Raw genomic sequence first — 22,561 nt, 5'->3', positions numbered from 1 at the left:
TTATGTCATTTCGGACGAAACGTAACGCCGATACCCTCGTCGTCAAGCCATCTGGAGATCGGACCCCATGAGTTGGCGACTTGCGTTGTGGAGCAGTGCCGGTGCCGCCGGCCTTGTCGTGGCGGAGCACGGATTGCTACGCCAACTGGCCCACAGGGCGCTTGCTAGCGCCAGCCACGGTGCCCGCACGGCCGACTTCGTCGCCATGCAACTCGAATATCCCGGGTCGGGCGCATCGCGGTGACGATGCCGTGCTGAAGCGACGGCGGGTGTGTGGCCGTCTTCCGAGCACCGATTTTTCACAGCAAGGGAGTGACTGATGAAAGCATTGATCGCCGGGGCCGGCATCGGCGGCCTCACCACTGCTCTGTTCCTGCATGAGGCAGGCATCGAGGTCGAACTGTTCGAGCGGGCCGACGACATCCGCGAACTTGGCGTCGGCATCAACATGCTCCCGCACGCTGTCAAGGAGTTGGCCGGGCTTGGGCTGATGCCGGCGCTCGACGCGGAGGGGGTGAGGACACGCGAGCTTGTCTACACCAACCGCTTCGGCCAGATCGTATGGCAGGAATTGCGCGGCATCGATGCCGGCTATGAGGTTCCGCAAATCAGCATTCATCGCGGCAGACTGCTGGGGCTGATCCACAGGGCCGTGGTGAACAGGCTTGGCGGCGACATCATCAATACGGCAAGCCTTGTCGATGCCTTCGAGCAGAGCGAAGGCGGGGTCGTGGCGCATTTCCGCCGGCATGACGGCTCGCGAGGCGAGGCGCATGGCGACCTGCTCATAGGCGCTGACGGGATCCATTCCGCCGTCCGGGCCGTGCTCTATCCCGAAGAAGGGCCGCCGATCTGGAACGGCACGATGCTGTGGCGCGGCGCCACGCCATGGCCGGTCTGGCGCGACGGGCGCACCATGGCGGTTGCCGGCGGCAATTTCGCCAAGTTCGTGTATTATCCGATCGAACCGGATCGCGAAGAGCCGGAGACCAGGCTGACAAACTGGGCGGTGATGGCCAATACCGGTGATAGCGGCACATCACCGCTACGTCCCGGCGACTGGAGCCGCCCGGGCGTGATCGACGATGTGCTGCCCTTCGTGCGCGACCGGTTTCAGCTTGATTTTGTCGACCCTGCCTCGATCATCCAGGCAACGGATGGCTTCTACGAATATCCGAACTGCGACCGCGACCCGCTGCCGCGATGGTCGTTCGGGCGGGTGACGCTGCTCGGCGATGCGGCGCATCCCATGTATCCGGTCGGGTCGAACGGAGCCAGCCAGGCAATACTCGACGCCGGTTGCCTCGCGATGCATCTGGCCGCGGGACCAACCGTCGAAGCCGCGCTCGCGCGATATGATGGGGAGCGGCGGCCGGCCACATCGGCCATCGTGCTGGCCAATCGGCAAGGCGGGCCGGAAGCGGTCATAGACTTGGTCGAGGCCCGGGCGCCGCATGGCTTTGATGACATCGACGCCGTCGCTTCGCGCGAAGAACGCAAGAGCGTGGTACGCGGCTATGCGTCCCTGGCCGGGTTTGCAAAACCGAATTGACCGGGAGCGGGCGTTTTTGCGCCCTAGAGATCGGCCTCGGCGAAGATGCGCGAGGCCCAGTCGAGGAAGACGCGCAGGCGTGGCGAGAGCTGACGGTTCTGCGGGTAGAGCGCCGACAGCGGCGTTGGCGATGGCGGATAGTCGACCAGCACCTCGACGAGCGTCCCATCCGCCAGATCCTTTTCGAAGCGATAGCGCGGCGCCTGGATGAGGCCGAGGCCAAGCCGCGCCAGATCGGCGGCGGTGTCGGAATTGTTGGCGGCGACGCGGCCTGGCAGCCGCACCTCACGGATATTGCCGGCGACGGTGAATTCGAACGGAAGGGTCTCGCCAGTGCGCGACGAAACAAAGCCCACCGCCTGGTGACCGTCGAGCGCATCGGGGGAGGCGGGCGTGCCGTGGCGTTCGAGATAGCCAGGGCTGGCGCAGGTGATCTCGCGGATGACAGCCAGCCGCCGCATGATCATGCCGCTGTCGGGTAGCTCGCCGACGCGGATGACACAGTCGACGCCTTCACGCACGAGATCGACCAGCCGGTCGCTTTGGCCGATCTGCAGGTCGATTCTGGCATAGCGGTCGAGGAACTCCGGCAGGCGCGGCAACAGGAATGTGCGGGTGAGCAGCGTGCTGGCGTCGATGCGCAGCAGCCCGAAGGGCTCCGCATTGCGGAAGGCGGCTTCGGCATCCTCGATTTCGGCCAGGATCGACAGGCAGCGCCGATAGTAGGCTTCGCCGTCCTGGGTGGCGTTCACCTGCCGCGTCGTTCGTTCCAGAAGCCGCGCGCCGAGATGCTCTTCCAGTCGCCGGATGGCTTCCGTCGCCGTTGAACGCGGCAGGCCGAGATCGGCTGCGGCAGCGGTGAAGCTGCGCCGCTCCAGAACGCGAACGAAGAGCCGCATCGTGTCCAGTCGATCCATGGCCTTTGTTCGCAGTTTCCGAATAGTGATGTCAATAGGTGGCTGATTATCCGGAAAGCGGGCCGGCCTATATCCGTGTCACCAACACGGAGAGACTTCCATGACATCCAATCAAACAGATACGGGTGGCCAAACCAGAACCGCGATCGTGACCGGCGCCTCCAAAGGCATCGGCGCCGCCATCGCACAGCGGCTCGCCCGCGACGGCGTCGCCGTCGTCGTCAACTATGCACGGGGCCGCGCCGAGGCCGAAGAGCTTGTGCGCAGCATCGAAGCCGGCGGCGGCAAGGCGATCGCCGTTCAGGCCGATATCGCCGATCCGAATGGGATCCCGGCGCTGTTCGACGCCGGCGAGAAGGCGTTCGGCGGCATCGACATCCTCGTCAACAATGCCGGCGTCATGAAGACGTCGCCGATGGCGCAGACCGACGATGCTTCGTTCGACACGCAGATCGCGATCAATCTCGGCGGCGTGTTCCGCGGCATGCGGGAAGGCGCGCGCCGGCTTCGCGACGGCGGCCGCATCGTCAACTTCTCCAGCAGCGTCGTTGGCCTCTACCAGCCGGGCTATGGCGTCTATGCCGCCACCAAGGCCGGCGTCGAGGCGATGACCCACATCCTGGCCAAGGAGCTTGGCGCGCGCCGTGTCACCGTCAACGCGGTGGCGCCCGGGCCGATCGAGACCGCCCTGTTCACGGACGGCAAGAGCGAGGCGCAGATCGAGGCCATCGGCAAGATGATCCCGCTCGGCCGGCTTGGCCAGCCCGACGACATTGCCGGGCTGGTCTCGTTCCTCGCCGGACCGGACAGCTTCTGGGTCAACGGACAAATCATCCGCGCCAATGGCGGCGTCGTCTGAGGCGTCGCCGACCGCTCCACCCCGAACCTGAAACTCCACAGAAAGGAAAAGATCATGCCATTCGCCAACATCAAGTTACCGCAAGCAGCGCTCTCCAGGGCGCAGAAGGAAGACCTCATCCATCGAACGACAGCCATGTTCGTCGACTTTTTCGGCGAGGGTGCGCGCCCCTTCACGATGGTGCTGGTGGAGGAGGTCGCCGACGGCGGCTATGGCCGGGCCGGCGAAGTGTTCGTCGTGCCGGAAGTTTTTCGCGCAAAGGAGTAGTGCCGGGCCGACCTCCTCTCCCGACTTCGTGAGGCGAGGAACTCCAGTCTAGTAAAGTTTGCGCCAGAACCCCCACCCGGACCTCCGGTCCGACCTCCCCACAAGGGGGAGGTAGGGAGCCCAGCTTTTCCGCATTTCCAAAAAAGGCGCTGTTCGGCAGGCGGGCAGGGCGCCTTCCTCACCCTCCCCCTTGTGGGGAGGGTCGATGCGAAGCAGCGGGGTGGGGGTCTGCGCGGCGCTGCAGCGCTTGGGTTTGCAAGCGTAGACCTCTGCTTCAATCGCCCTTCGTCGCGCCAATCCAGTCGGCCGCCACTTCGGCAAACAGCCAGTCGCGGAACGCCCTGATCTTTTTCTGGCGCAGCGCGCCGTCGCGGTAGACGACATAGTAGCGCGAGGCGGATTTCAACGCGAGATCGAAGGGACGAACCAGCCGCCCCGCCGCAAGGTCGGCCGAGACCAGCGCGCTTCGGCCGAGCAGCACGCCTTCGCCATGCACCGCGGCCTCGACGGCGAAGGTGGCGGAATCGAAGCGCACGCCGCGCTTCGGATCGACATCTGCCACGCCGGCATGTTGCAGCCATGTCGCCCAATCGATGCGAAAGGCATCATGGATCAATTTGTGATGCCTGAGATCCGCCGGCAAGCGCAGCGGATGTTCGCCTTGCAGCAGTTCCGGGCTGCAAACGGGGAAGACCTCTTCATCGGCGAGAAATTCCGCTGTCACTCCGGCATAGCCGCCCTTGCCGTAGCGGATGGCGATGTCGATGCCGTCGCTGACGAAATCGGAAAGCACGCCGGAGGTCGACAGCCGCACGTCGATATCGGCGTTGGCGCGGTGGAAACGATGCAGCCTCTGCACCAGCCAGCGGCCGGCAAAACCGTCCGAAGTGCTGACATTCAGGATGCCTGTCGTGCGGTCGGGCGTGGCGGCGATGGTGGCGGCGGCGATCTGGTCCAGCGCCGTCCTGACTTCCGATGCATAGGCGGCGCCCACCGGCGTCAGGCGAACGGACCGCGTTCCCCGATCGAAAAGCTGGATGCCCAGCCTGTCCTCGATGTTGCGGATTGCGCGGCTGACCGCGCCATGGGTGACGTTGAGTTCAGCCGCCGCCTTGGAGAAACTCAGATGCCTGGCGGCGGCCTCGAAGGCGGGCAGGGCAGTGAGGGGCGGTAGTCTGCGCGGCATGATCCACCTGTGAGCGTTGCTCACAAATCCTGCACAAAGAGTCGTTTGTCGTCCAGCCCAGAAATGTTCAATCTGTTGGTGTAGCAGCGCATGCAGATCGGATTCTCCATCTCACCGTTGCGCTGAACGACCAGAAACAGTGTGAGCAATCGTCATGCTCGTCCTCCGCGGACGGCGTCGGCACGCTTGCGCCTAGGCAAATACAGGAGACGGACAATGAACCCGACCTTCGAATCCATCCGCGCCGCGATGAGCGGTCTTGCACTCAGAACCGCTGCAGTCGTCGAGCGCCGCCGGGTGCTTCGCCGAGTTTCACGCTTCTCGAATCCTCGCTTGCACGACATCGGCTTCGAGCGCGACTGGGACGGTTCCATCCTGCGCAATGGGAGGGCGATATGACCAGCACCCTGATCATCGGCGCGACGGGGCTGCTGGGTGGCGAGATGGCGAAGGCCAGCGCAGGCAATGGCGATCGCCTGCACGTTCTGGTTCGTCCGGCAACAGCCGGTAATGAAGAACGGCTGCGTTCGCTGAAGGAGCTCGGCGCCAAAATCCATGTCGGCGATCTCGACGACTATGACAGCCTTGTCCGCGCCGCCGGTGCGGTGGATCGCGTCATCAGCTCGGTGCATGTGGATTCGGCCAGCGAGATGACGCTGGTGCGCGCGCTCAGAGATGCCGGCGTCTCCCGCTATGTACCTTCCGCCGGCTTCGGCCTCGACTTTGCCGCCGCTGCACCGGGCTCGGTTCCGCCGCTCGACCTCAAGCGAGCCGTGTTCGACGCGATCAGGCAAGCGGATCTGCCCTATACGGTGATCTACACCAACAGCTTCTTCTCGACCTGGGTGACGACGCTGGGCGACCTGATGCGCTTCGGCTCGTCGCCCTTGCCGTCCGAAGAGGTGACGCTTTATGGCGACGGCAATGTGCCGGCGACGTTTGTCAGCGAGAAGGACATCGCCGCCGTCACCTTGCGCGCGTTGAACGACCCCAGTGCCATCCGCAGCGAGATCCGCATCGCCCAGAACGAGATCACCCAGAACGAAATGATCGATCTGTGGCGCCGGGTCAGCGGCCGCTCGCCGCGCATCGTGCCCCAGAGTGCGGCGGAGCTTGAGGCGATGATCGCATCAGCCCCCTGGCTCGGACTGCTGCGGGCGTTCTGGATACGCGGCGAGACCGCGCTCGAGACGGCCACGCCGGAAGCCGGCGCGCTCTATCCGGAGCTGACGTTCGAGACCATCGAGAGCGCCTTTGTGGCGATGGCGGGCACCGCTGGGCGGTAGGAGCAGAAGCGCGGCGGTGCAACTGCCGATCACCCCCACTTGTGGCAGGGCTATCGCATATGGAATTCCTGAGATGTCTGCCCGGCACGGACCCCCACCCCTAACCCCTCCCCAAAAGGGGAAGGGAGACTTCCGTTGGCGCTGACCCAGAAGCATCGCCTGTCTTTTCGGCGCCAACAAGAATTAAAGGCACGCGGCAGCATTCCCTCCCCCTTGTGGGGAGGGTTAGGGTGGGGGTTCTTCTTCGCAAGAATCCATATGCGATAGCCTGCCACAAGTGGGGAGATCGGCCGTGTCACTCCTTCCGCTTCTCCACCTCGGCCTTCCTCAGCAGGAACCGCTGGATCTTGCCGCTCGGCGTCTTCGGCAACTCGCTGACGAACTCGACTTCGCGCGGATAGGCGTGGGCCGAGAGGCGCTTGCGGACATGCTGCGCCAGTTCCTCGGCCAGCGCCTCGCTGCCTCGAAAGGCGGGCGCCAGAACGACGAAGGCCTTGACGATTTCGGTGCGCTGCGGGTCGGGCACACCGACGACGGCTGCCTCGTTGACCGCCGGATGCTCGAGCAGCGCGCTTTCGACGTCGAACGGGCCGATGCGGTAGCCGGCCGAGGTGATGACGTCGTCGGCGCGGCCGATGAAGGAGATCGAACCGTCGGGCTCGAACTCGACCGTGTCGCCGGTGCGGTAATAGCCACCCGCTATGGCAGGGGTTTCGGCCTGATGATAGCCGCCGAACCAGCGCAGCGGCGAGTTGGCGATGTCGACGGCGAGAATGCCGGGCTGGTTGGGGCTAAGCTCGTTGCCGGCCTCGTCGAGCACGACGACGCGGTAGCCCGGCATGGCAAAGCCGGCCGAGCCGTGGCGTACGGGGTGCGACAGGCCGTGATGGTTGTTGACCATCATGCCGTTCTCGGTCTGGCCGTAATGGTCGTGGATGGGGGCGGCGAGATGGGCGTCGAACCAGCGGATCACCTCCGGGTTGAGCGGCTCGCCGGCGCTGCTCACCACACGCAGGCGGCCCTTGACGCGGGCGGCTGCCTCGGGTCCTTCGGCCAGCAGCAGGCGGAAGGCGGTGGGCGAGCCGGCAAGGCTGGTGACGCCGAGGCGCTCGATGATGTCGTAGGTGCTTTTGGCGGTGAAGGTGCCCTCGTTTAAGGTCGTGGCGATGCCAAGCAGCAGGGGCCCCGTGATGGCGTAATAGAGGCCGTAGGCCCAACCAGGATCGGCGATGTTCCAGAAGACGTCGTCCGGCCGCAGCCCGATGGCATCGCGCATATAGGCGCCGAAGGCCAGCAGCGCGCTGAGCGGCACCGGAACGCCCTTGGGGAAACCTGTCGTGCCCGAGGTCGACATCATCATGAACAAATCGTCGCCCTTGCGCATCACCGGCTGGCAGTCAGGCGAGACGGCGGCAAAGGCGGCGCGGAAATCGATGTCGCCGGCCGGCAGGGCTTCGCCTGGGGCAAGGATGGTCGCAACCCGAGGGCAATCCTCCACCTCGTCGAGTTTGCCGCGATTGGCCATGTTGGTGACGACGAGCTTCGCGCCGCTGGTCTTCAGCCGGTGGTCGATGGCCTTGGGGCCAAAGGCGGTGAACAGCGGCTGGTAGACCGCGCCGATACGCCAGGTGCCGAGGATGAGTGCCACCAGTTCGGGAATGCGCGGCAGCATGCCGGCGACGATGTCGCCGGAGCCGACACCAGCCGCTTTCAGCATGTTGCCGACGCGCGCCGACATCTCCTTGAGATCGTCGAAGCTGAACTCCCGCAGCTCGCCACCGACGGAGATGGCGCGCAGCGCCAGCCGGTTCTGGCCGGTATGGCGATCGCAGCATTCGATGCAGGCGTTGATGCCCGTCGCGGGATCGCCGTGAAGTCTTGCGATCTCATCGTCGATGCGAAAGTGAGCAACGGCATCGACATAGCGCGACAGCGCCGGTGTGTTGGTCATGGCAGTCCTCCCTGGCTGCGCCGCATCTCCCCATGCGGCGCTGTCGCGTGTGAACTTGCCCGAAATTGTGGGCGTGGTCGATGCGGCGAAAGTTGGTGGGTGGGAAGGTTGGCGCTTGAACACCCCCCTCTGCCCTGCCGGACATCTCCCCCGCAAGGGGGAGATCGGCGCCTCAACGACATCCAATCTCCCCCCTTGCGGGGGAGATGTCCGGCAGGACAGAGGGGGGTGTGAAGGATCACAGCGCTGACAATCTGCGTGGTTGACCTAATCAGTCATCCAGCGGATAGGTCCGGCCCAAATATACCCGCCCGAGAAACTCCGATGACCACAGACACCAAATTCCACCCCGATACCGCCTGGCAGGCCGAAATTCGCGCCGGCGTGCGCCACGTGCGCGATCTTGCCTCCCTGCCGTTGTCGCCAGCTGAGCGCGCGGCGGCGCAAGCGGCGGCCGCGAACCACAAGGTGCGCGCGCCCAAAGCCTATCTCGACCTGATCGACTGGAACGACCCGGCCGATCCGATCCGGGCGCAGGTCATCCCGTCGCCTGAGGAACTGGAGGAGGTGGAAGGGGAACTCGACGATCCGATCGCCGACCATGACTTCAGCCCGGTGCCGCGATTGACGCATCGCCATGCCGACCGGGTGCTGCTGTTCCCGACCTATCAATGCGCGGTCTATTGCCGGTTCTGCTTCCGCAAGGAATCGCTGACCTCGATCGGCAGGGGTTATACGCGCGAGGCGTTGGAGCCGGCGCTGGCCTACATCGCGGATCACCCCGAAATCCGTGAGGTGATCCTGACCGGCGGCGATCCGCTGTCGCTGCCCGACAAGGTACTGGCTGAAATCTTCGCGCGCATCGAAGCCATTGCGCATGTGCGGCTGCTGCGCATCCATACGCGCGTGCCGGTGGTGCTGCCGTCGCGCATTACATCAGGGCTCGTCGCGGCGCTGCAGGGCCGGCTGATGGTCACTGTCGTCACCCATTTCAACCACGCGCGCGAGATCACCGACGCAACCGAGGCCGCCTGCCGCACGCTTCGGCAAGCCGGCTTCGTGCTGCTGAACCAGAGCGTTCTGCTCAAGGGCGTCAACGACAGCATCGAGGCGCTGGAAGAACTCTGCCGCGAGCTGATGTACCGCCTCGGCGTCAAACCCTACTACCTGCACCATGGCGACCTCGCGCGCGGCATGGCGCACCGGCGCACGACGATTGCGCAGGGACAGGCGCTGACTGAAGCGCTGCGGGCGCGGCTGTCGGGCATCTGCAACCCCGTCTATGTGCTCGACCTGCCGGAGGGCGGCGGCAAGGTGCCGATCGGGCCTTGCCATGTCGAGGGACGGGACGGCGAGAACTGGCGGCTGCGCGGGCTCGATGGCGAGGTGAGGGGATATAGGGAGATCGTTGGCGAATAGGGCTGCGCGCTACCGCGCGTTTTTCTCGACAAATGCCAGCACCACCACGCGCGGGGCAACGCAATAGGCGAGGCTGGCCTTGCGGCCCGTCTTCGTCGTCGCGCAGCCTGCGTTCAGGTCGATGGTGATGTCCTCATAGCCCAGCACCTTGCGATCGAGCGGATAGACGGCCTTGTAGACGGCTTCCTTGGCGGCAAAGAGGATGCGGCCGGCAAGATGCCGGTCGGCTGCGTCCGTGCGGTCCGCGGGCGTTGTCACGAGCGCCAAAATGTCATCCGGGAGAGGCTGCGCGGGCTCGACGTCGATGCCGAGCGAGGCGATATCGCCAATCGGGGCAACCGCCGCCACGGCCATGTCGTCGTCGTGCGCGAGCGAACCGGTTATTCCGTCAGGCCAGACCGGCGCGCCGGTTGGCGAGCGCAGGATGGCGACGTCGCCAACGCCAAGCTCCGCCAGCAGTCCGTGCGCGATCCACCGGGCCGCGCCGCTGGCGCGCCGCATGCCAGGCTGACGCGCGGGGATGGAATGCGCTTCCCCAGGCAGCAGATGGGCGTCGTCGCCGTCGCGGATCATCCGGCATCCGATCCGGACTCCCGATGGTGCGATGGCGGCGATCGCTTCGGCCAAGGCGATTTCCTCGGGCAGCCGCATCACGACTCGTGCGTCCGGGGCCGGCAAAGCGAGATCGGCTATCATTTCTCCGTCCTCGTCGAGCCCTTCTTCGACGAAACCGGCGCTGCGATAGAGATTTCGCGCCGCATCGTTCTCCGGTTCGTAGCAGATCGAGACGTGGCTGATGTGGCTGAGCCCCTGGATTTCGTCCAGCACCTTACGCAGCGCGGCCTTGCCGTAGCCTTTGCCCTGAGCGGCGCGGTCGATCATGAAGCGGTAGATGCGTGCCTCGTCGTCATCCTCGGGCGCCTCGTACATGAGGAAACCGACGACACGGGTCCCGGCCATGACGACGCGTGGCCGCGCGTCTTTGTCGGTTTCGGCTTCTTCCAGCGACTCCGCATTGCCGGCGACGAAATCCCTCTGCTCCGGAGCCAGTTCCAGGGCCGTGACCAGGGCACGGTTGGCCTCGGTCACGGCAACCAGACGGATGTCTCCGGTGTTCAAGCCGATACCCTTTTTCAAGCCGATGCCCTGGCCGATGCCTTGGAGCCATCGTCGGTGATCGGTTCGACGAAGCGATGCAGCTTGGCCGGGTTGCCACGCCATATGGAGTTGGGCTCCAGCTCTTCGCCCTTCATGACGAAGGAGTCGACATCGACCACCGAGCCTTCGCCCATCACCACGCCGTAATGGACAAAGGCTGAAGGTCCGAGCGTGCAGCCCTTGCCGATGCGGATGAAGTCGGACTTGAACGCGCCTTCTTCCAGCGAATGGGCCTGGATGACGCAGCCCTCGTTGAGGGTGGCGTCGTCGCCGATCTCCACCAGCGAGCGTTCGGTCAGATTGCTGCCGCCGTCATAGACACGGCTGCCGATCTTGACGCCCAGCATGCGCAGGATCATCGGGCGGAACGGCGTGCCGGCGAACAGGCGCACGATCGGCGAATCCGCCAGCTTCCAGTGGCGTTCGTGGCGCCAGAACGTGACGTCGTAGATCGTCGTCATCTGCGGCTTCAGCCGGCCGAAACCAAGGCTCGCCCGTTCCACGAAGATGTAGAACGGAATGGTGATCGCCGAGGTCAAAAGCACGGCGACGAACAGTGCGACTTCAGCCCATTCGGTATAGTAGTTCAGCGCCCGGTCCCAGATCGCCAGCGTGGCGAACAACATGATCCATTGCGTTGCCACGAATAGCAGGATCGTCACCAGATTGTGGCGGTTCTTCAACGGGATGCGCCGGCGCCGGTCGTCCTCGTCGATGCCGGCGATGAGTTCCTTGTCGCGGTTCACCATGCGCGGGATTTCAAACGCCGGCGAACCCAGAAGCCCGACATTCTCGCGCAGCGGCCCGTCGATGGGGATCATCACCTTGGTGCCGAGGAGGACGTTGTCGCCGGTGCGCCCGTCCGGCGGATAATAGATGTTGTTGCCGAGATAGTTGCGCTCGCCGATCCTCGTCGGCTCGAGCCTGAAGGCGGCGGCGGATTTGTGCATGTTGATCATGAACAGCCCGTCCGAAACCATGGTCTCGGTGCCGATCTCGCACAGAAGCGGGTTTTCGTGCTGCTGGTTGGAGCCGAAATTGGAGCCGGTCTGCACCACCTTGTTGAGGTTCCAGCCGATCGCTCGCATGTAGTGCACGATGGCCGAGCTGTCGCCGGCCAGCAGGCCGAGCACGCGGGAGTTGCTCGAGAATTCGGCGACGGTCTGCAGCCAGTAGCGGAAGCCGTACAGCGTGTAGGTGCGGCCTGGCTTCAACAGCAGGCTGACCAGGCGCGGCACCAGCGTCGCCGCCAGGAAGGATGCGGCCATGTAGCCGAACAGCGTCACCGTGGTGCCGATCGCGACGACGCCGATGGTTTCCTGGTAGTCGTCGCCGACATTTTCCCAATAGCTGTGGAACAAGAGCGGCAAGGGGGTGACGATGGCAAACAGCCCGATCAGCTGAACCGCTTCGAACAGAAAGCGCCGGATGTTGGACGGATCGACATTGCGCACCTTGCAATAGTCGGCCGTGGTCGGCACGGCCGGCGAGCCATGCCAGCGTTCGCCGTCGGGGATGCTTTGGCCGCGGTGCAGCGAGGACGAATGGCCGAGCTGGGCGCCATCGCCGATGCGGGTGTCGATGTCGAGCGTCGAGCCGACGCCGACGAAGGCATCGCGGCCGATGGTCAGCGGCCCGGTGTGGATATAGCCGGACTGTGCCCGGAAGCCGAGAATCATCGATTCCTTGCGCAGGATGGTGTTGGCGCCGATCGAAATGAGATCCGTGCAGACGGGCACGGATTTCGATTCGATGACGGCGTTCTTGCCAAGCTTGGTGCCGAGAAGCTGCAGATAGATGCTGTAGAGCGGGCTGCCGCGGAACAGCACGACGGGCGCGGTGCGGATCAATGTCTTGACCACCCAGAAGCGGAAGTAACGCACGCCCCAGATGGGAAACGCCTCCGCCTTCCAGCGGCCGACCAGCACCCATTTAGCGATAACGGCAAAGCCCGACATGCCGAAGAACACGGCGGCCGAAAGTGCCACGCAGCGCAGATACAGCTGCAGCGGATCGTCGAGCGCGTCATACATCCAGTTGAGGCCGTCATTGACCGCCCACAGGGCGCCATAGCTGTAGAGCGCGTAGAACAGCAGCTGTGCGGCGCCGCAGGTCCAGTAGGCGAAGTTCGAGGCCCGGCGGGTGAGGACGGGCTCGTTGGTGGCCGTCGCCATCTCGTCCGCCACGCCCAGATGCAGCGCCAGCCGCGCCACGGTCGGGTGGAGATAGATGTCGCGCATCGACGCCGTCGCCCATTCCTTCCTGGTGCGCACGCGGGCGCAGAAATGCGCCATCAGCAGCGAGTTGGCGCCGAGATCGTCGAAGAAATTGTCCTCGACGGACACTTCTTCGAATTTCAATACGGCGGCCAGCGCGTCGGCCAGGAAACGCTCGTCCTCATTGCCGGGCGCGACCATGGCGCGATCGCCCGAAAGCCGCACGCTTGTCGGCTTCGGCAGCTGGCGCAAATCCACCTTGTTGGAAACCGTCATCGGGATAACAGGCAGTTCCTCCAGATAGGAGGGCACCATGTAGTCGGGCAGGCGCCGCTTCATGGTCCTGGCGAGGTCCGCGCGCGAAATCGCCTTCTGGCCGGCCTTCGCTGCGAAATAGGCGACGAGTTCGACGCGGCCGGGCTCGATCTCCCAGGTGGTGACCGCGGCTTGGGCGATTTCGGGCTGGTCGAGCAGCACCGCCTCGATCTCGCCGAGCTCGATGCGGTAGCCGCGGATCTTCACCTGGGTGTCGATGCGGCCGGCATACTCGATCTCGCCCTGGTCGTTGATGCGGCCAAGGTCGCCGGTCCGGTAGATGCGCTTCGACGGGTTGTTCGGCAGGCCGACGAAATCGGCGATGAATTTCTGTTCGGTCAGGTCCGGCCTGTTGAGATAGCCGACCGCGAGCCCGATGCCGGCAATGCCGATCTCGCCCAGTTCGCCCGGCTCGGCGAGCTGCGGCAGCGAAGCGTCGAGGATGACGATGGAGTAGGTCGGCAGCGGCGCGCCGATGGTGACGGGACTGTCCGGCGTCAGCGCGCCCATTGTAGCGGTGACGGTCGCCTCGGTCGGCCCATAGGTGTTCAGGATCTGCCGCCCCGGCTTCGACCAGCGCACCACCAGATTGTGCGGGCAGGCCTCGCCGCCGACCAGCAGCGTGCGCAGGCTGGGCACATCTGACGTCATCGACGACAGCAGCGTCGGGCTGCAGGCGATGCAGGTGATGTCATGGAGCCGCAGGAAATCGGCCAGCTCCTCGCCCACCAGCGGCATCTGGCCCGGTGCCGGCACCACCGTCGCGCCGGCGACGAACGGCACCCAGATCTCTTCGGAGGAAAAGTCGAAGGCGATGGTCATGCCCTGGTAGACGCGATCGCCCGGCCGGTAGCCGTAGGAGGCGGCGGCGACGCGGATGAAATTGACGAAACTCTGGTGCTTGATGACGACGCCCTTGGGCTTGCCTGTGGTGCCCGAGGTGTAGAGGATGTAGCAGGTGTCGTCTGATGAAGCGGCCTTCGCATTCGGCTTCAGCGGCGCGCCGGACTCTTTGGAGATCTCGGCGGCCGCGCTGTCGATCAGCAGATGCGGAACCGGCAGCTGGCCGGCGCGCGACGCATAGGCGGCGATGGTGACGATCAGGCTGACGCCGGCGTCTTCGATGATGAGCGCCATCCGCTCCTCGGGAAAAGCGGTGGCCAGCGGCACGAAGGCAGCGCCTGCCTTCATCACGGCGAGCAGCGCGACATAGGTCTCCGCCGAGCGGTCGAGGATGAGCCCGACGCGGTGGCCCGGCCGCACGCCGCGCTTGACCAGCAGGCGGGCGAACTGGTTGGCCCGGCTGTCCAGTTCCCGATAGGTCCAGACACGCCCGTCGGAGATCACCGCCGGCAGCGCTGCGAACATTTCGGCGAGCTGCTCGAAGACGGTGTCGAGCCGCTCGCCGGGCAGGCCGTGCCGGGCAAAGTCGGCGCCCGTCAGGATCTGCCCGCGCCTGGCTGTCGCGGGGGCCGTTCTTACCAGCGCATCGACACCTGCCAGGCCGCTTTCCAGCCCCGATCGTTCCGCGTCCAGTTCGGCGATATCGACACCGTGATCCATTTCCATACTTTCCCGTCCAGGCCGGGCGTCGCCCGGCACGGCCATTTTTCCAGTTGTTGTGGGATGCTTATGCCATCCGATCTTTTCGCCAGTTTTTCCGAACTGTTGAATATTGTTTCTGAACTGTGTCTGGGCGCTCTTTTGAGCCTCCCTTGGCGGCTCTCGCCGGGCGCGCTCGGCGGCACGCGAGGGCGTGCACCCGGCGTTTTTCTGGAACCAGCCTTGAGGCCCCGCATTCTATGAGCAGGGACTTAAGGAGCGTGTCGTGAAAGCGGTTTTGGGACTGGTCTGCGGCTTCGTGCTGACCCTTGCGGTCTTCGGCAGCGGACTGGGCTTCGCCGCCTGGCTGCTTGCCGCGAAGCCGCCGCGCCAGGCAACGGCTACTGTCAGCGTGGCGGAGCTGTGGACCAAGAAGGCGCGGCCGGTGAACAAAGCCGGGCAGGGCCTCGAACGCCTGCCGGCCAAACAGTCCGCGCCGCCCGACATCCCCGCCAAACCGCAGGAAACACCGCCCGACCCCACCGTCACCGGCGCCATCGCGCCCAAGACGACCGAATTGCCGCCTCCGCATCTCGCCTGGTGCGCCAGCCGCTATCGCTCCTACCACCCGGACGACAACAGCTATCTCTCCTACAGCGGGCAGTTGCGTCGCTGCGTCTCGCCCTATCTCGAAGCCGCCGGTCAGCCCGTCCAGCCCACTGCCGGCGATGGCGACGAAAACGGCGCCGGCCTGGGCGTCTACGCTGCCGACGATGGCGGCGAAGCACTTTCGGCCGACCATGTCGATTACTGCTTCAGCCGCTACCGCTCCTATCGCCCGGAAGACAACTCCTACCAGCCATACTCCGGCGGGCCGAGACGGCAATGCCAGTAGAGCCCGCGCGCCGCAGGCAGGCGATCCGATCGCGCGGATTTTCCGGAGCGTCCGCATTGGCGCGGCGTTCAACCCTGACCTAAGGAGGACTGACCATGAGCGACGACCGGGACGACAGAATTCGTGAGCGCGCCTACCAGATCTGGGAACGGGAAGGCCGCATGCAGGGCGACCCCGAACGGCACTGGCACCAGGCCGAGGCCGAGATCGACCGCGAGGCGGCCCTGCCGCTGACGGCGGATGACGCACTGCCTGAGACTGGCGAGGTCGCCAGCACCGACGTGCTGGAGGTCGAGGCGCTGGCGGTGCGCACCGGCATATCGGGCGACGAGGCACAGGAACTGCTCGACCGCTTGGGCAACGACCGCGCCGCGGTGGAGCAAGCCGCCCGCAGCCTCAAGGCCAAAAGGCGGCGAAACCCCGATGAGGGACTGGCCAAATGATCGAAAGCTGAAGGACGGAAATACCGGCTCCATTCACTCAAGAAGGGCGAAAACGGCGACGCCTCATCATCTTCGGCTCTGTCGCCAATCTTTTTCGCCATGGCCAGAGCCTTGGACTGGTCGTGAGCACGGCCCGCCAACGCGGCTTCTCGAAACGCTCAGGTTGCGACGGGCTGGTCGGTCATCACTTGCGCTGGACCGCGAAAGCGAAAGCCCGCGCCTCTGGCGGAGGACGCGGGCCGATCGGACGGCCGATCTTCGGCAGGCGGTGGAGGGCACCACCTGCCGCACACATCAACAATTAGCTATGACTAATGTTCCGTCAAGCTGGATCTACTTTCGTTCGAATGTCGGCCTTGACTGCGATTGCGCCGCTGGCCTGGGAATGCATGCGTCCGGCGGGCAGCTTGCGTCAGTGGCGATAGGAATTTATTCTTGACCCGTGAGGGCAGTTATGCTACATTTCTATCTATGGTGCTGATTTGCGCCAGTGACCCGCCGCACAGGCGGGTTTTTTGCGTGTTGGCTGGCGCTGCGCCAATTTTCAACGTTGCCAGCGCGAGGTGATCGTAGTTGCGCAACATCGCGAGCACAGAATACCCGGCACTAGCGTAGAGCGTTACGGCGACCCAGCAGCAGAGCGATGCCCAACGCCGGAAGCGTCGCCATCGCGACGGCGAAGAAGACGAATTGCAGCCCGGCCGACGCGGCGACCAAGCCGAGCGCTGGACTGCCGAAGCCGAGCGCCACGTCGAGGAAGACGGTGTAGAGTCCCATGGCCAGGCCGCGGCTGCGCGACGGAAGATGGCTTACTGCCTCGGCACCGAGACCGGGATAGACCAGCGAGTAGCCAAGGCCAGTGAGACCCGCCCCAATTGCGGCGACAACAGGCCCGGTCGCAAGCCAGATCAGCATCAGCCCTGCGGCCTCGACGGCGACGAAGATCACAGCGACGCGTGCGCCCCCAAGCCTGTCGGGCAGGTGGCCGAAGCATAGCCTTGCCACGATCAGCGCCGCGGCATAGGCCGTGAAGGGAAGCCAGATCGGCTGCCATCCCCGTTCGGCAAAGAGCAACGCGGCAAAGGCCAGGATTGCGCCATAGCCGAGGCTGCTGAAAGCTGCTCCCACTCCGGGAAGCCAGACCGCTTGAGCCACGCTCGTCCATGACTGCGGCACGCTGCTCGCGGCGGTGCTGGTGCCACGCATCGGCAGGATGGCAAGCAGCGTCGCAAGCGGCAGGACGATGGTCGCGAGTGCGATCGCGGTGAAACCGCTCGCCGCATAAAGCGCAGATCCGACCGGCGCTCCAAGCGCGAGCGCCGCAAACATCGCCGTGCCCACCCAGGCTATGACTTTTCCGGAGTTCTGTCCGCCCGCAAGGGAGAGGCCCCAGGCGACGCCGCCGGTGATGATGAAGCTCTCCGACGCGCCCAATACCGCCCGGCCGGCGAAGAGCGCCGATGCGGACGCTACCGGCCGGTCGAGCAATGCCAGTGAGCCGAGGTAAAATAATCCCGCCAGGGCAGCGGCAATGAGGCCGACGACGACGGCCCGCTTGCCGCCGCGCCCATCGGCATAGTTTCCGGCCCCAATGCGCGACAACATCGAGGCGACGAACTGGCTGCCCGTCACCAGTCCGACCGCGAAGGGGCCGAAGCCGAGTTGCTGATGAAGATGCAGCGGCAGGACGGGTAGCGCCAAGCCGATCAGAAGGAAGCCGGCGAAGACAGCCGCCATGATTGGCACCAGTTCCGCCATTGCTCCATTTCGGTCTGAAGTCCCCGCCACTTTGGCCATCGGCAACACCTTGAACCCAACAGTTCAGATCAGTAGCGTTCGTAGGTCACACGCCAGCCTTCGGCCGGATTGTCCGGCGTGAGGACCAGTTTGTTGTCCGAGACTTCGAATTTGCGTTTCATGCTCTTCCCGACAAGGTTGCGGACTAGGGAGGACTCGATCGTGATGACGAAGGTCTTGTCCTGGTCGTTGATGGCGACCGGCCCATAATAGGCTTCGTAGCCATTCGCTGTGTAAGGCGTGTCCGGCGCCTTGGCGTCGGGGTTCTGGGCCTGCACCGAGAGGGTGCCGGCCTCGGTGAAGATGACCTGGCCGGAATATGGCACAGGCTTGAGGTTTCCCTCAGCACCGGCTTCGAGCGACCTCATGCGCCATGCGCCAATGATCGAGGACTCTTGCGAGAACGCCGGTGTGGCGACCGCAAGCGCAAGGGCGGCGATCTTCAATCTCATAGTCATATGTCGTTGTTCCTTTTCTGATTGCGGGTGCGGACAGGCCGTCCGCCTAATCTTCGCTCACACGGAAAGCATGACCTTGATGGCACGCCGCTCGTCCATGGCGCGATAGCCTTCAGCGACCTCTGCCAACGGCAGCTTGAGGTCGAAGACCTTGCCGGGCTTGATCCTGCCTCGCAGTACACGGTCCATCAGGTCGGGCAAGAAACGGCGCACTGGCGCCGGGCCGCCCATCATGCGCTTTTGGCCGAAGAATAGTTTTTGGCCGTCGAAGCTCACGCCATGCGGCACGCCGACATAGCCGATGGTGCCGCCGGGGCGAGAGCAGGCCAGCGCCTGGTCGAAGGATTCTCCCGTACCGACGCATTCCAGCACGGAGTCCGCGCCGACGCCCTTGGTGAGTTCCTTGATGCGCGTGACGCCTTCCTCGCCACGCTCGGCCACAATGTCGGTGGCGCCAAACTCGCGGGCGAGCTTTTGGCGGCTGGCGTGCCGGCTCATGGCGATGATGCGCTCGGCGCCCATCTCCTTGGCCGCAAGCACGCCCATCAGGCCGACCGCACCGTCGCCGACCACCACCACCGTCGATCCTTCTCGGACCTCGGCCGCGTCGGCCGCGTACCAGCCGGTGCCGAGCACATCGGACACAGCCAGCAGGTCAGGGATGAGTTCGGCCGGCGGCACCTCCGCGGTGGCGACCAGTGTGCCATCGGCCAACGGCACGCGAGCGTAAGGCGCCTGCGCGCCCGACATGAATTCGCGCTGCACACAAGACGACTGGAAGCCGAAGCGGCAATGCGGGCAGGTATTGTCGGAAAGGCAGAACGACCCGACGACGAACTGGCCGGGACGGACCGTGCGCACCTCTGCGCCGACCTCGACGACGATACCACAATATTCGTGGCCCATGTGCATCGGGCCGTCGACCGGCTGCAGCCCGCGATAGGGCCACAGGTCCGAGCCGCAGATGCAGCTTGCCGAGAGCTTGATGATTGCGTCCGTCGGCCGCATGATTTTCGGATCGGCGATTTCCTCGCAGCGGATGTCGCCCGGTTTGTGAAGAATGGTTGCGATCATTCTGGTTCCTTTCGAGTGGAGAAGATCAGGCGCCGTAGTCGGCGTCGCTGACATGTCCCAGCCAGTCCACGACCTTGCCGTCCTTGACCTCCTGGAGGGCAATGTGGGTCATGGCGGTCAGAGGCGACGCGCCGTGCCAGTGCTTCTCGCCGGGCGCGAACCAGACGACGTCGCCGGCACGGATTTCCTCGACCGGACCGCCCTCGCGCTGCACGCGGCCAAGGCCGGAGACGACGATCAGCGTCTGGCCGAGCGGATGCGTGTGCCAGGCGGTGCGGGCGCCGGGCTCGAAGGTCACCTGTGCGCCTTGGACTCGCCCGGCATCGAAGGGATTGAAGAGTGGATCGATCCGCACCGTTCCGGTGAACCAGTCAGGTGGTCCCTTGCCGGAAGGCCTCGTGCCAGCGCGAAGAATGTCCATGGTGATCTCCTTTGCGTCCTCAAATGCGTTCGATGCGAAGCGGGAACTCGCCGCGAATGTGCAGGGCCTGCTCGCCCTCATCGAAGCGGCCGAGCCTGATCAGCCCGGGATGGCTATAGTCGGCGTGGAACATGGCCAGATTGCCCCAGGGCATGAAATAGCACAGGTCGTAGGGCTGCTCGTTGGCGAACGGGCCACTTCCCTCCTCAGTCAGCTTGCGCGGCAGATAGGCGATCTTCTCGTTATGCGCGTAGTCCTCGATCTTGAGGTCGAGCGGCAGCATGGAGAAGAAGTCGCGCGCTGAGGGATTGTCGTAGAGCGTGGCGGTCATGATACGGCCGTTGAAGGCCATCCTGATCTTCATGTCGGTGGGCTCCTGGCTGACGGGAGATTGGCCTTCCTGGCTGGCGGCTGCGCGATGCAGGGCCGCCACCGCGAGCGCGGCGCCGAGCAATGTCCGGCGGCTAAGCGGCGCACGCTCGATGGTCATGGCAGGGACCTCCGGGCCATATGGGACGCGGCGAGGGCGGCGAGCGCCGATCCGCAGAGCAGCACCGCGCCTAGAGTGAACGCTCCCCACCAGCCGACCGTATCGAAGAGCGTGCCGCCGATTGCGGCGCCGCCGGTGATGGCGAGCTGAATGACGGCTACCTGCAACCCGCCGCCGGCCTCTGCGTCGTCCGGCAGCGTTCGGCTGAGCCACGTGCCCCAGCCAACGGGCGCGGCCGTGCCGAAGAAGCCCCAGGCAATGAGCAGCAATGCTGTGGGAACCGGGAGGGCACCAAGGGCGATGAGCGCAGCAGCCAGCGCAGCCATGACCAGCGGGATAACGATGAGGATGCTGAACAGGCGCGTGCGCAAAAGCCGGCCGACGCACCATGTGCCGAGCACCCCCGCCAGCCCCATCGCCAGCAGGACCGCCGAGAGGGCAGCGATGTCGAGCCGGGTGACGCTCTCGAGGAAGGGCCGAAGATAGGTGAAGAGCGCGAACTGGCCCATGAACAGCATCATGATCGACGCCATGCCGATGGCGACTGAAAGACGACCGAGCAGCGCCAGCGGATTGCCAGGACGCTTCCTCCGACGCGGGGGCAGCGCCGGCAGGCTGGTCCACTGCCAGGCCAGCGCCAGGAGCCCAAACGGCACGACGAGGAAGAAAGCGCCGCGCCAGCCGACATAGGCGCCAAGAAAGCTGCCCAGCGGCGCCGCGATGGTGGCCGCAATGGCATTGCCCGCGTTTAGCATGGCGAGACCCTTCGGAACCATGTCTTGCGGCACGAGGCGCATGACGATCGCGGTCGACATCGACCAGAACCCGCCGATCGCGATGCCGAGCAGTGCCCGGCCGACCATGAGGAACGCGTAGTTCGGCGCGAAGGTCACAGCCAAACCGGACACGATGAGGAGGAGGGTGAAGCCAGTCACGACCAGTCGGCGGTCGATGCGGTGCGTGAGACCGACGACCAGCAGGCTGGTCACGACAGCGAAAACGCCCGAAATCGAGATCGCCTGTCCCGCGTGGCCCTCGGTGATGCCGAGATCGGACGCTAGCGGCGACAGCAGGCTGACCGGCATGAATTCAGACGCGATGAGCACGAAAACACACAGCGCCATCGACAACACCGCGCCCCATGCGGCGCGGTCTTCGACAAGCCTTGTGTCGTACGTCGTTTCCACAATTGGCATCCTTGCAAGGCGACCGGGCGGATCAGCCGCCAATCCCTGTCGCGATGCCAAGAAGATATTGCAGAGGAACCCATTTTATTAGGCTAAGTAATCCGCATGGACTTATCTGCTCGTGATATAAATGCCCGACGGGAGGTGCCCTATGCAGCGCGATGGTATGAAGGATCTGCTATGGTTCGTGGCGGTCGCGCGGGAGCGCAGCTTCACCAAGGCGGCGGCCAAGCTCGGAACCTCGCAGTCGACCCTGAGTTCGACAATCAAGGAGCTTGAAGCTCGTCTTGGCGTCCGTCTGCTGACACGTACGACGCGGAGCGTCGCACCGACCGAGGCCGGCGAGCGACTTTTCCAGTCTCTTGTTCCCCGCTTCGAGGAAATCGAAGCCGACCTTGCAAGCCTGGTGGCCTTTCGCGACAAGCCCTCCGGAACGGTCCGTATCACGCTGTCCGACCATGCGCTCCAGACGACCGTCTGGCCGAAGCTGCAGCCTTTGCTCAGCGACTATCCTGACGTGTGCGTCGAACTCTACAGCGACAACGGCATGAAGAACATTGTGGAGGAGCGCTTCGACGCGGGCGTGCGGCTAGGTGAGAGCATCGACAGGGATATGATCGCGGTTAGGATCGGGCCGGATTGGAGGCTCGTGGCCGTGGCTTCGCCGGAGTACTTTTCCCGCCATCCGGTTCCGACCGCGCCCCAGGACCTGGTCGATCATGACTGCATCAATATGCGGCAGGCGACGTTCGGCGGATTATATGCCTGGGAATTCGCCAAGCAAGGCCGCGACCTGCGTGTGCGGGTGCAAGGCCAGCTCACCTTCAATTCGTCCATACCCATGATCGAGGCTGCGATAAGCGGTTTCGGGATCGCCTACGTCCCGGAAAACCTCGTCAACCACCATATCGCCACGGGATGCCTTAGGCTCGTGCTTGACGATTGGAGTCCGCCATTTGCGGGCTATCACCTCTACTACCCGAGCAGGCGGCAGCTCTCGCCTGCGATGGCGATGATCGTCGAGGCGCTTCGTCATCGCATCTGACCCCCAAGATTGCGCATTGGCAAATGGGGTCCCGCGCGCAAAGCTTTCGTGGCGCGCTGCTGCCTCAAAAACCCGCAGCGCAT

The 22,561-nt window shown here is 64.8% G+C and carries 21 protein-coding genes; 10 read left to right on the top strand and 11 right to left on the bottom strand.

What is annotated here, in order from left to right:
- Window positions 1-67 precede the first annotated feature (67 nt).
- Entirely contained in the window at window positions 68-244 is a 177-nt protein-coding gene (locus tag NKI21_RS24295) for a hypothetical protein (RefSeq protein ID WP_023813351.1), read from the top strand.
- Between the two features lie 75 nt (window positions 245-319).
- A complete protein-coding gene (locus tag NKI21_RS24290) occupies window positions 320-1,552 on the top strand; it encodes a flavin-dependent oxidoreductase (RefSeq protein WP_128304582.1) in 1,233 nt (410 codons plus the stop codon).
- A gap of 23 nt (window positions 1,553-1,575) precedes the next feature.
- Here the strand turns inward: NKI21_RS24290 and NKI21_RS24285 are convergent, their stop codons facing one another.
- Entirely contained in the window at window positions 1,576-2,469 is an 894-nt protein-coding gene (locus NKI21_RS24285) for a LysR family transcriptional regulator (RefSeq protein ID WP_352798417.1), read from the bottom strand.
- 100 nt (window positions 2,470-2,569) lie between these two features.
- Here NKI21_RS24285 and NKI21_RS24280 point away from each other — a divergent pair, with 100 nt between their 5' ends.
- On the top strand, window positions 2,570-3,328 hold the full coding sequence (locus NKI21_RS24280) for an SDR family oxidoreductase (protein ID WP_352551327.1): 759 nt from the start codon (window positions 2,570-2,572) through the stop codon (window positions 3,326-3,328).
- Window positions 3,329-3,382: 54 nt separating this feature from the next.
- Window positions 3,383-3,595: a tautomerase family protein gene (locus NKI21_RS24275; protein ID WP_352867646.1), complete on the top strand. Its 213-nt coding sequence runs from the start codon at window positions 3,383-3,385 to the stop codon at window positions 3,593-3,595.
- Window positions 3,596-3,869: 274 nt separating this feature from the next.
- On the opposite strand, the gene gcvA is transcribed toward NKI21_RS24275, so the two are convergent.
- Window positions 3,870-4,781, bottom strand: coding sequence for a transcriptional regulator GcvA (gcvA, locus tag NKI21_RS24270; protein ID WP_352867643.1), 912 nt, complete (start codon window positions 4,779-4,781; stop codon window positions 3,870-3,872).
- A 216-nt stretch (window positions 4,782-4,997) separates the two neighbouring features.
- Here gcvA and NKI21_RS24265 point away from each other — a divergent pair, with 216 nt between their 5' ends.
- The gene (locus NKI21_RS24265; protein WP_352867640.1) at window positions 4,998-5,180 is read left to right on the top strand and encodes a DUF1127 domain-containing protein; all 183 of its coding nucleotides are present in this window, start codon (window positions 4,998-5,000) and stop codon (window positions 5,178-5,180) included.
- On the top strand, window positions 5,177-6,067 hold the full coding sequence (locus tag NKI21_RS24260) for an NmrA family NAD(P)-binding protein (RefSeq protein ID WP_352867637.1): 891 nt from the start codon (window positions 5,177-5,179) through the stop codon (window positions 6,065-6,067). The genes NKI21_RS24265 and NKI21_RS24260 overlap by 4 nt, the downstream gene beginning before the upstream one ends.
- A 295-nt stretch (window positions 6,068-6,362) precedes the next feature.
- Here the strand turns inward: NKI21_RS24260 and NKI21_RS24255 are convergent, their stop codons facing one another.
- Window positions 6,363-8,018 carry an acyl-CoA synthetase gene (locus tag NKI21_RS24255; protein WP_352774013.1) on the bottom strand — a complete coding sequence of 552 codons (1,656 nt, stop codon included), beginning with the start codon at window positions 8,016-8,018 and terminating at the stop codon, window positions 6,363-6,365.
- Between the two features lie 324 nt (window positions 8,019-8,342).
- On the opposite strand from NKI21_RS24255, the gene NKI21_RS24250 reads away from it, so the two are divergent.
- Window positions 8,343-9,437 carry a KamA family radical SAM protein gene (locus NKI21_RS24250; RefSeq protein WP_352774015.1) on the top strand — a complete coding sequence of 365 codons (1,095 nt, stop codon included), beginning with the start codon at window positions 8,343-8,345 and terminating at the stop codon, window positions 9,435-9,437.
- 9 nt (window positions 9,438-9,446) lie between these two features.
- Here the strand turns inward: NKI21_RS24250 and NKI21_RS24245 are convergent, their stop codons facing one another.
- On the bottom strand, window positions 9,447-10,556 hold the full coding sequence (locus NKI21_RS24245) for a GNAT family N-acetyltransferase (protein ID WP_352774017.1): 1,110 nt from the start codon (window positions 10,554-10,556) through the stop codon (window positions 9,447-9,449).
- A 14-nt stretch (window positions 10,557-10,570) separates the two neighbouring features.
- The gene (locus NKI21_RS24240) at window positions 10,571-14,695 is read right to left on the bottom strand and encodes a Pls/PosA family non-ribosomal peptide synthetase (protein WP_352867633.1); all 4,125 of its coding nucleotides are present in this window, start codon (window positions 14,693-14,695) and stop codon (window positions 10,571-10,573) included.
- Between the two features lie 259 nt (window positions 14,696-14,954).
- On the opposite strand from NKI21_RS24240, the gene NKI21_RS24235 reads away from it, so the two are divergent.
- Together NKI21_RS24235 and NKI21_RS24230 are read left to right on the top strand one after the other, a co-directional pair.
- Entirely contained in the window at window positions 14,955-15,563 is a 609-nt protein-coding gene (locus NKI21_RS24235) for a BA14K family protein (protein WP_352793284.1), read from the top strand.
- Window positions 15,564-15,658: 95 nt separating this feature from the next.
- The gene (locus tag NKI21_RS24230; RefSeq protein WP_352611119.1) at window positions 15,659-16,006 is read left to right on the top strand and encodes a DUF2934 domain-containing protein; all 348 of its coding nucleotides are present in this window, start codon (window positions 15,659-15,661) and stop codon (window positions 16,004-16,006) included.
- A 606-nt stretch (window positions 16,007-16,612) separates the two neighbouring features.
- Here NKI21_RS24230 and NKI21_RS24225 read toward each other — a convergent pair.
- The 6 genes from NKI21_RS24225 to NKI21_RS24200 are packed head-to-tail and all read right to left on the bottom strand — an operon-like array spanning window position 16,613 to window position 21,442.
- On the bottom strand, window positions 16,613-17,803 hold the full coding sequence (locus NKI21_RS24225) for an arabinose transporter (protein ID WP_352611120.1): 1,191 nt from the start codon (window positions 17,801-17,803) through the stop codon (window positions 16,613-16,615).
- A 29-nt stretch (window positions 17,804-17,832) separates the two neighbouring features.
- Window positions 17,833-18,261, bottom strand: coding sequence for a lipocalin-like domain-containing protein (locus NKI21_RS24220; protein ID WP_352793282.1), 429 nt, complete (start codon window positions 18,259-18,261; stop codon window positions 17,833-17,835).
- A gap of 57 nt (window positions 18,262-18,318) precedes the next feature.
- The gene (locus NKI21_RS24215) at window positions 18,319-19,335 is read right to left on the bottom strand and encodes a zinc-dependent alcohol dehydrogenase family protein (RefSeq protein WP_127296952.1); all 1,017 of its coding nucleotides are present in this window, start codon (window positions 19,333-19,335) and stop codon (window positions 18,319-18,321) included.
- A gap of 25 nt (window positions 19,336-19,360) precedes the next feature.
- Window positions 19,361-19,756, bottom strand: a complete 396-nt coding sequence (locus NKI21_RS24210; protein ID WP_352793280.1) for a (R)-mandelonitrile lyase — start codon at window positions 19,754-19,756, stop codon at window positions 19,361-19,363.
- A 19-nt stretch (window positions 19,757-19,775) separates the two neighbouring features.
- Entirely contained in the window at window positions 19,776-20,246 is a 471-nt protein-coding gene (locus tag NKI21_RS24205) for a cyclophilin-like fold protein (protein ID WP_352774029.1), read from the bottom strand.
- Window positions 20,243-21,442: an MFS transporter gene (locus tag NKI21_RS24200; RefSeq protein ID WP_502896769.1), complete on the bottom strand. Its 1,200-nt coding sequence runs from the start codon at window positions 21,440-21,442 to the stop codon at window positions 20,243-20,245. The genes NKI21_RS24205 and NKI21_RS24200 overlap by 4 nt, the downstream gene beginning before the upstream one ends.
- A 142-nt stretch (window positions 21,443-21,584) precedes the next feature.
- Between NKI21_RS24200 and NKI21_RS24195 the strand changes: the two genes are divergently transcribed.
- Window positions 21,585-22,478: a LysR family transcriptional regulator gene (locus tag NKI21_RS24195; protein ID WP_352554580.1), complete on the top strand. Its 894-nt coding sequence runs from the start codon at window positions 21,585-21,587 to the stop codon at window positions 22,476-22,478.
- The last annotated feature ends 83 nt before the right edge of the window (window positions 22,479-22,561 follow it).

The sequence above is a fragment of the Mesorhizobium sp. M0715 genome (genome assembly GCF_040320355.1).
GTDB lineage: Bacteria > Pseudomonadota > Alphaproteobacteria > Rhizobiales > Rhizobiaceae > Mesorhizobium.
The sequence above is the reverse complement of the archived record's forward strand: the minus strand, read 5'-3'. Positions and strand labels throughout refer to the sequence as shown.

Coding starts and splice junctions, on each gene's coding strand:
- NKI21_RS24200 (WP_502896769.1), bottom strand. CDS start 21,442: ATGCCAATTGTGGAAACGACGTACGACACAAGGCTTGTCGAAGACCGC.
- NKI21_RS24230 (WP_352611119.1), top strand. CDS start 15,659: ATGAGCGACGACCGGGACGACAGAATTCGTGAGCGCGCCTACCAGATC.
- NKI21_RS24285 (WP_352798417.1), bottom strand. CDS start 2,469: ATGGATCGACTGGACACGATGCGGCTCTTCGTTCGCGTTCTGGAGCGG.
- NKI21_RS24275 (WP_352867646.1), top strand. CDS start 3,383: ATGCCATTCGCCAACATCAAGTTACCGCAAGCAGCGCTCTCCAGGGCG.
- NKI21_RS24260 (WP_352867637.1), top strand. CDS start 5,177: ATGACCAGCACCCTGATCATCGGCGCGACGGGGCTGCTGGGTGGCGAG.
- NKI21_RS24210 (WP_352793280.1), bottom strand. CDS start 19,756: ATGGACATTCTTCGCGCTGGCACGAGGCCTTCCGGCAAGGGACCACCT.
- NKI21_RS24205 (WP_352774029.1), bottom strand. CDS start 20,246: ATGACCATCGAGCGTGCGCCGCTTAGCCGCCGGACATTGCTCGGCGCC.
- NKI21_RS24225 (WP_352611120.1), bottom strand. CDS start 17,803: ATGGCCAAAGTGGCGGGGACTTCAGACCGAAATGGAGCAATGGCGGAA.
- NKI21_RS24255 (WP_352774013.1), bottom strand. CDS start 8,018: ATGACCAACACACCGGCGCTGTCGCGCTATGTCGATGCCGTTGCTCAC.
- NKI21_RS24220 (WP_352793282.1), bottom strand. CDS start 18,261: ATGACTATGAGATTGAAGATCGCCGCCCTTGCGCTTGCGGTCGCCACA.
- NKI21_RS24295 (WP_023813351.1), top strand. CDS start 68: ATGAGTTGGCGACTTGCGTTGTGGAGCAGTGCCGGTGCCGCCGGCCTT.
- gcvA (WP_352867643.1), bottom strand. CDS start 4,781: ATGCCGCGCAGACTACCGCCCCTCACTGCCCTGCCCGCCTTCGAGGCC.
- NKI21_RS24195 (WP_352554580.1), top strand. CDS start 21,585: ATGCAGCGCGATGGTATGAAGGATCTGCTATGGTTCGTGGCGGTCGCG.
- NKI21_RS24250 (WP_352774015.1), top strand. CDS start 8,343: ATGACCACAGACACCAAATTCCACCCCGATACCGCCTGGCAGGCCGAA.
- NKI21_RS24215 (WP_127296952.1), bottom strand. CDS start 19,335: ATGATCGCAACCATTCTTCACAAACCGGGCGACATCCGCTGCGAGGAA.
- NKI21_RS24290 (WP_128304582.1), top strand. CDS start 320: ATGAAAGCATTGATCGCCGGGGCCGGCATCGGCGGCCTCACCACTGCT.
- NKI21_RS24265 (WP_352867640.1), top strand. CDS start 4,998: ATGAACCCGACCTTCGAATCCATCCGCGCCGCGATGAGCGGTCTTGCA.
- NKI21_RS24240 (WP_352867633.1), bottom strand. CDS start 14,695: ATGGAAATGGATCACGGTGTCGATATCGCCGAACTGGACGCGGAACGA.
- NKI21_RS24280 (WP_352551327.1), top strand. CDS start 2,570: ATGACATCCAATCAAACAGATACGGGTGGCCAAACCAGAACCGCGATC.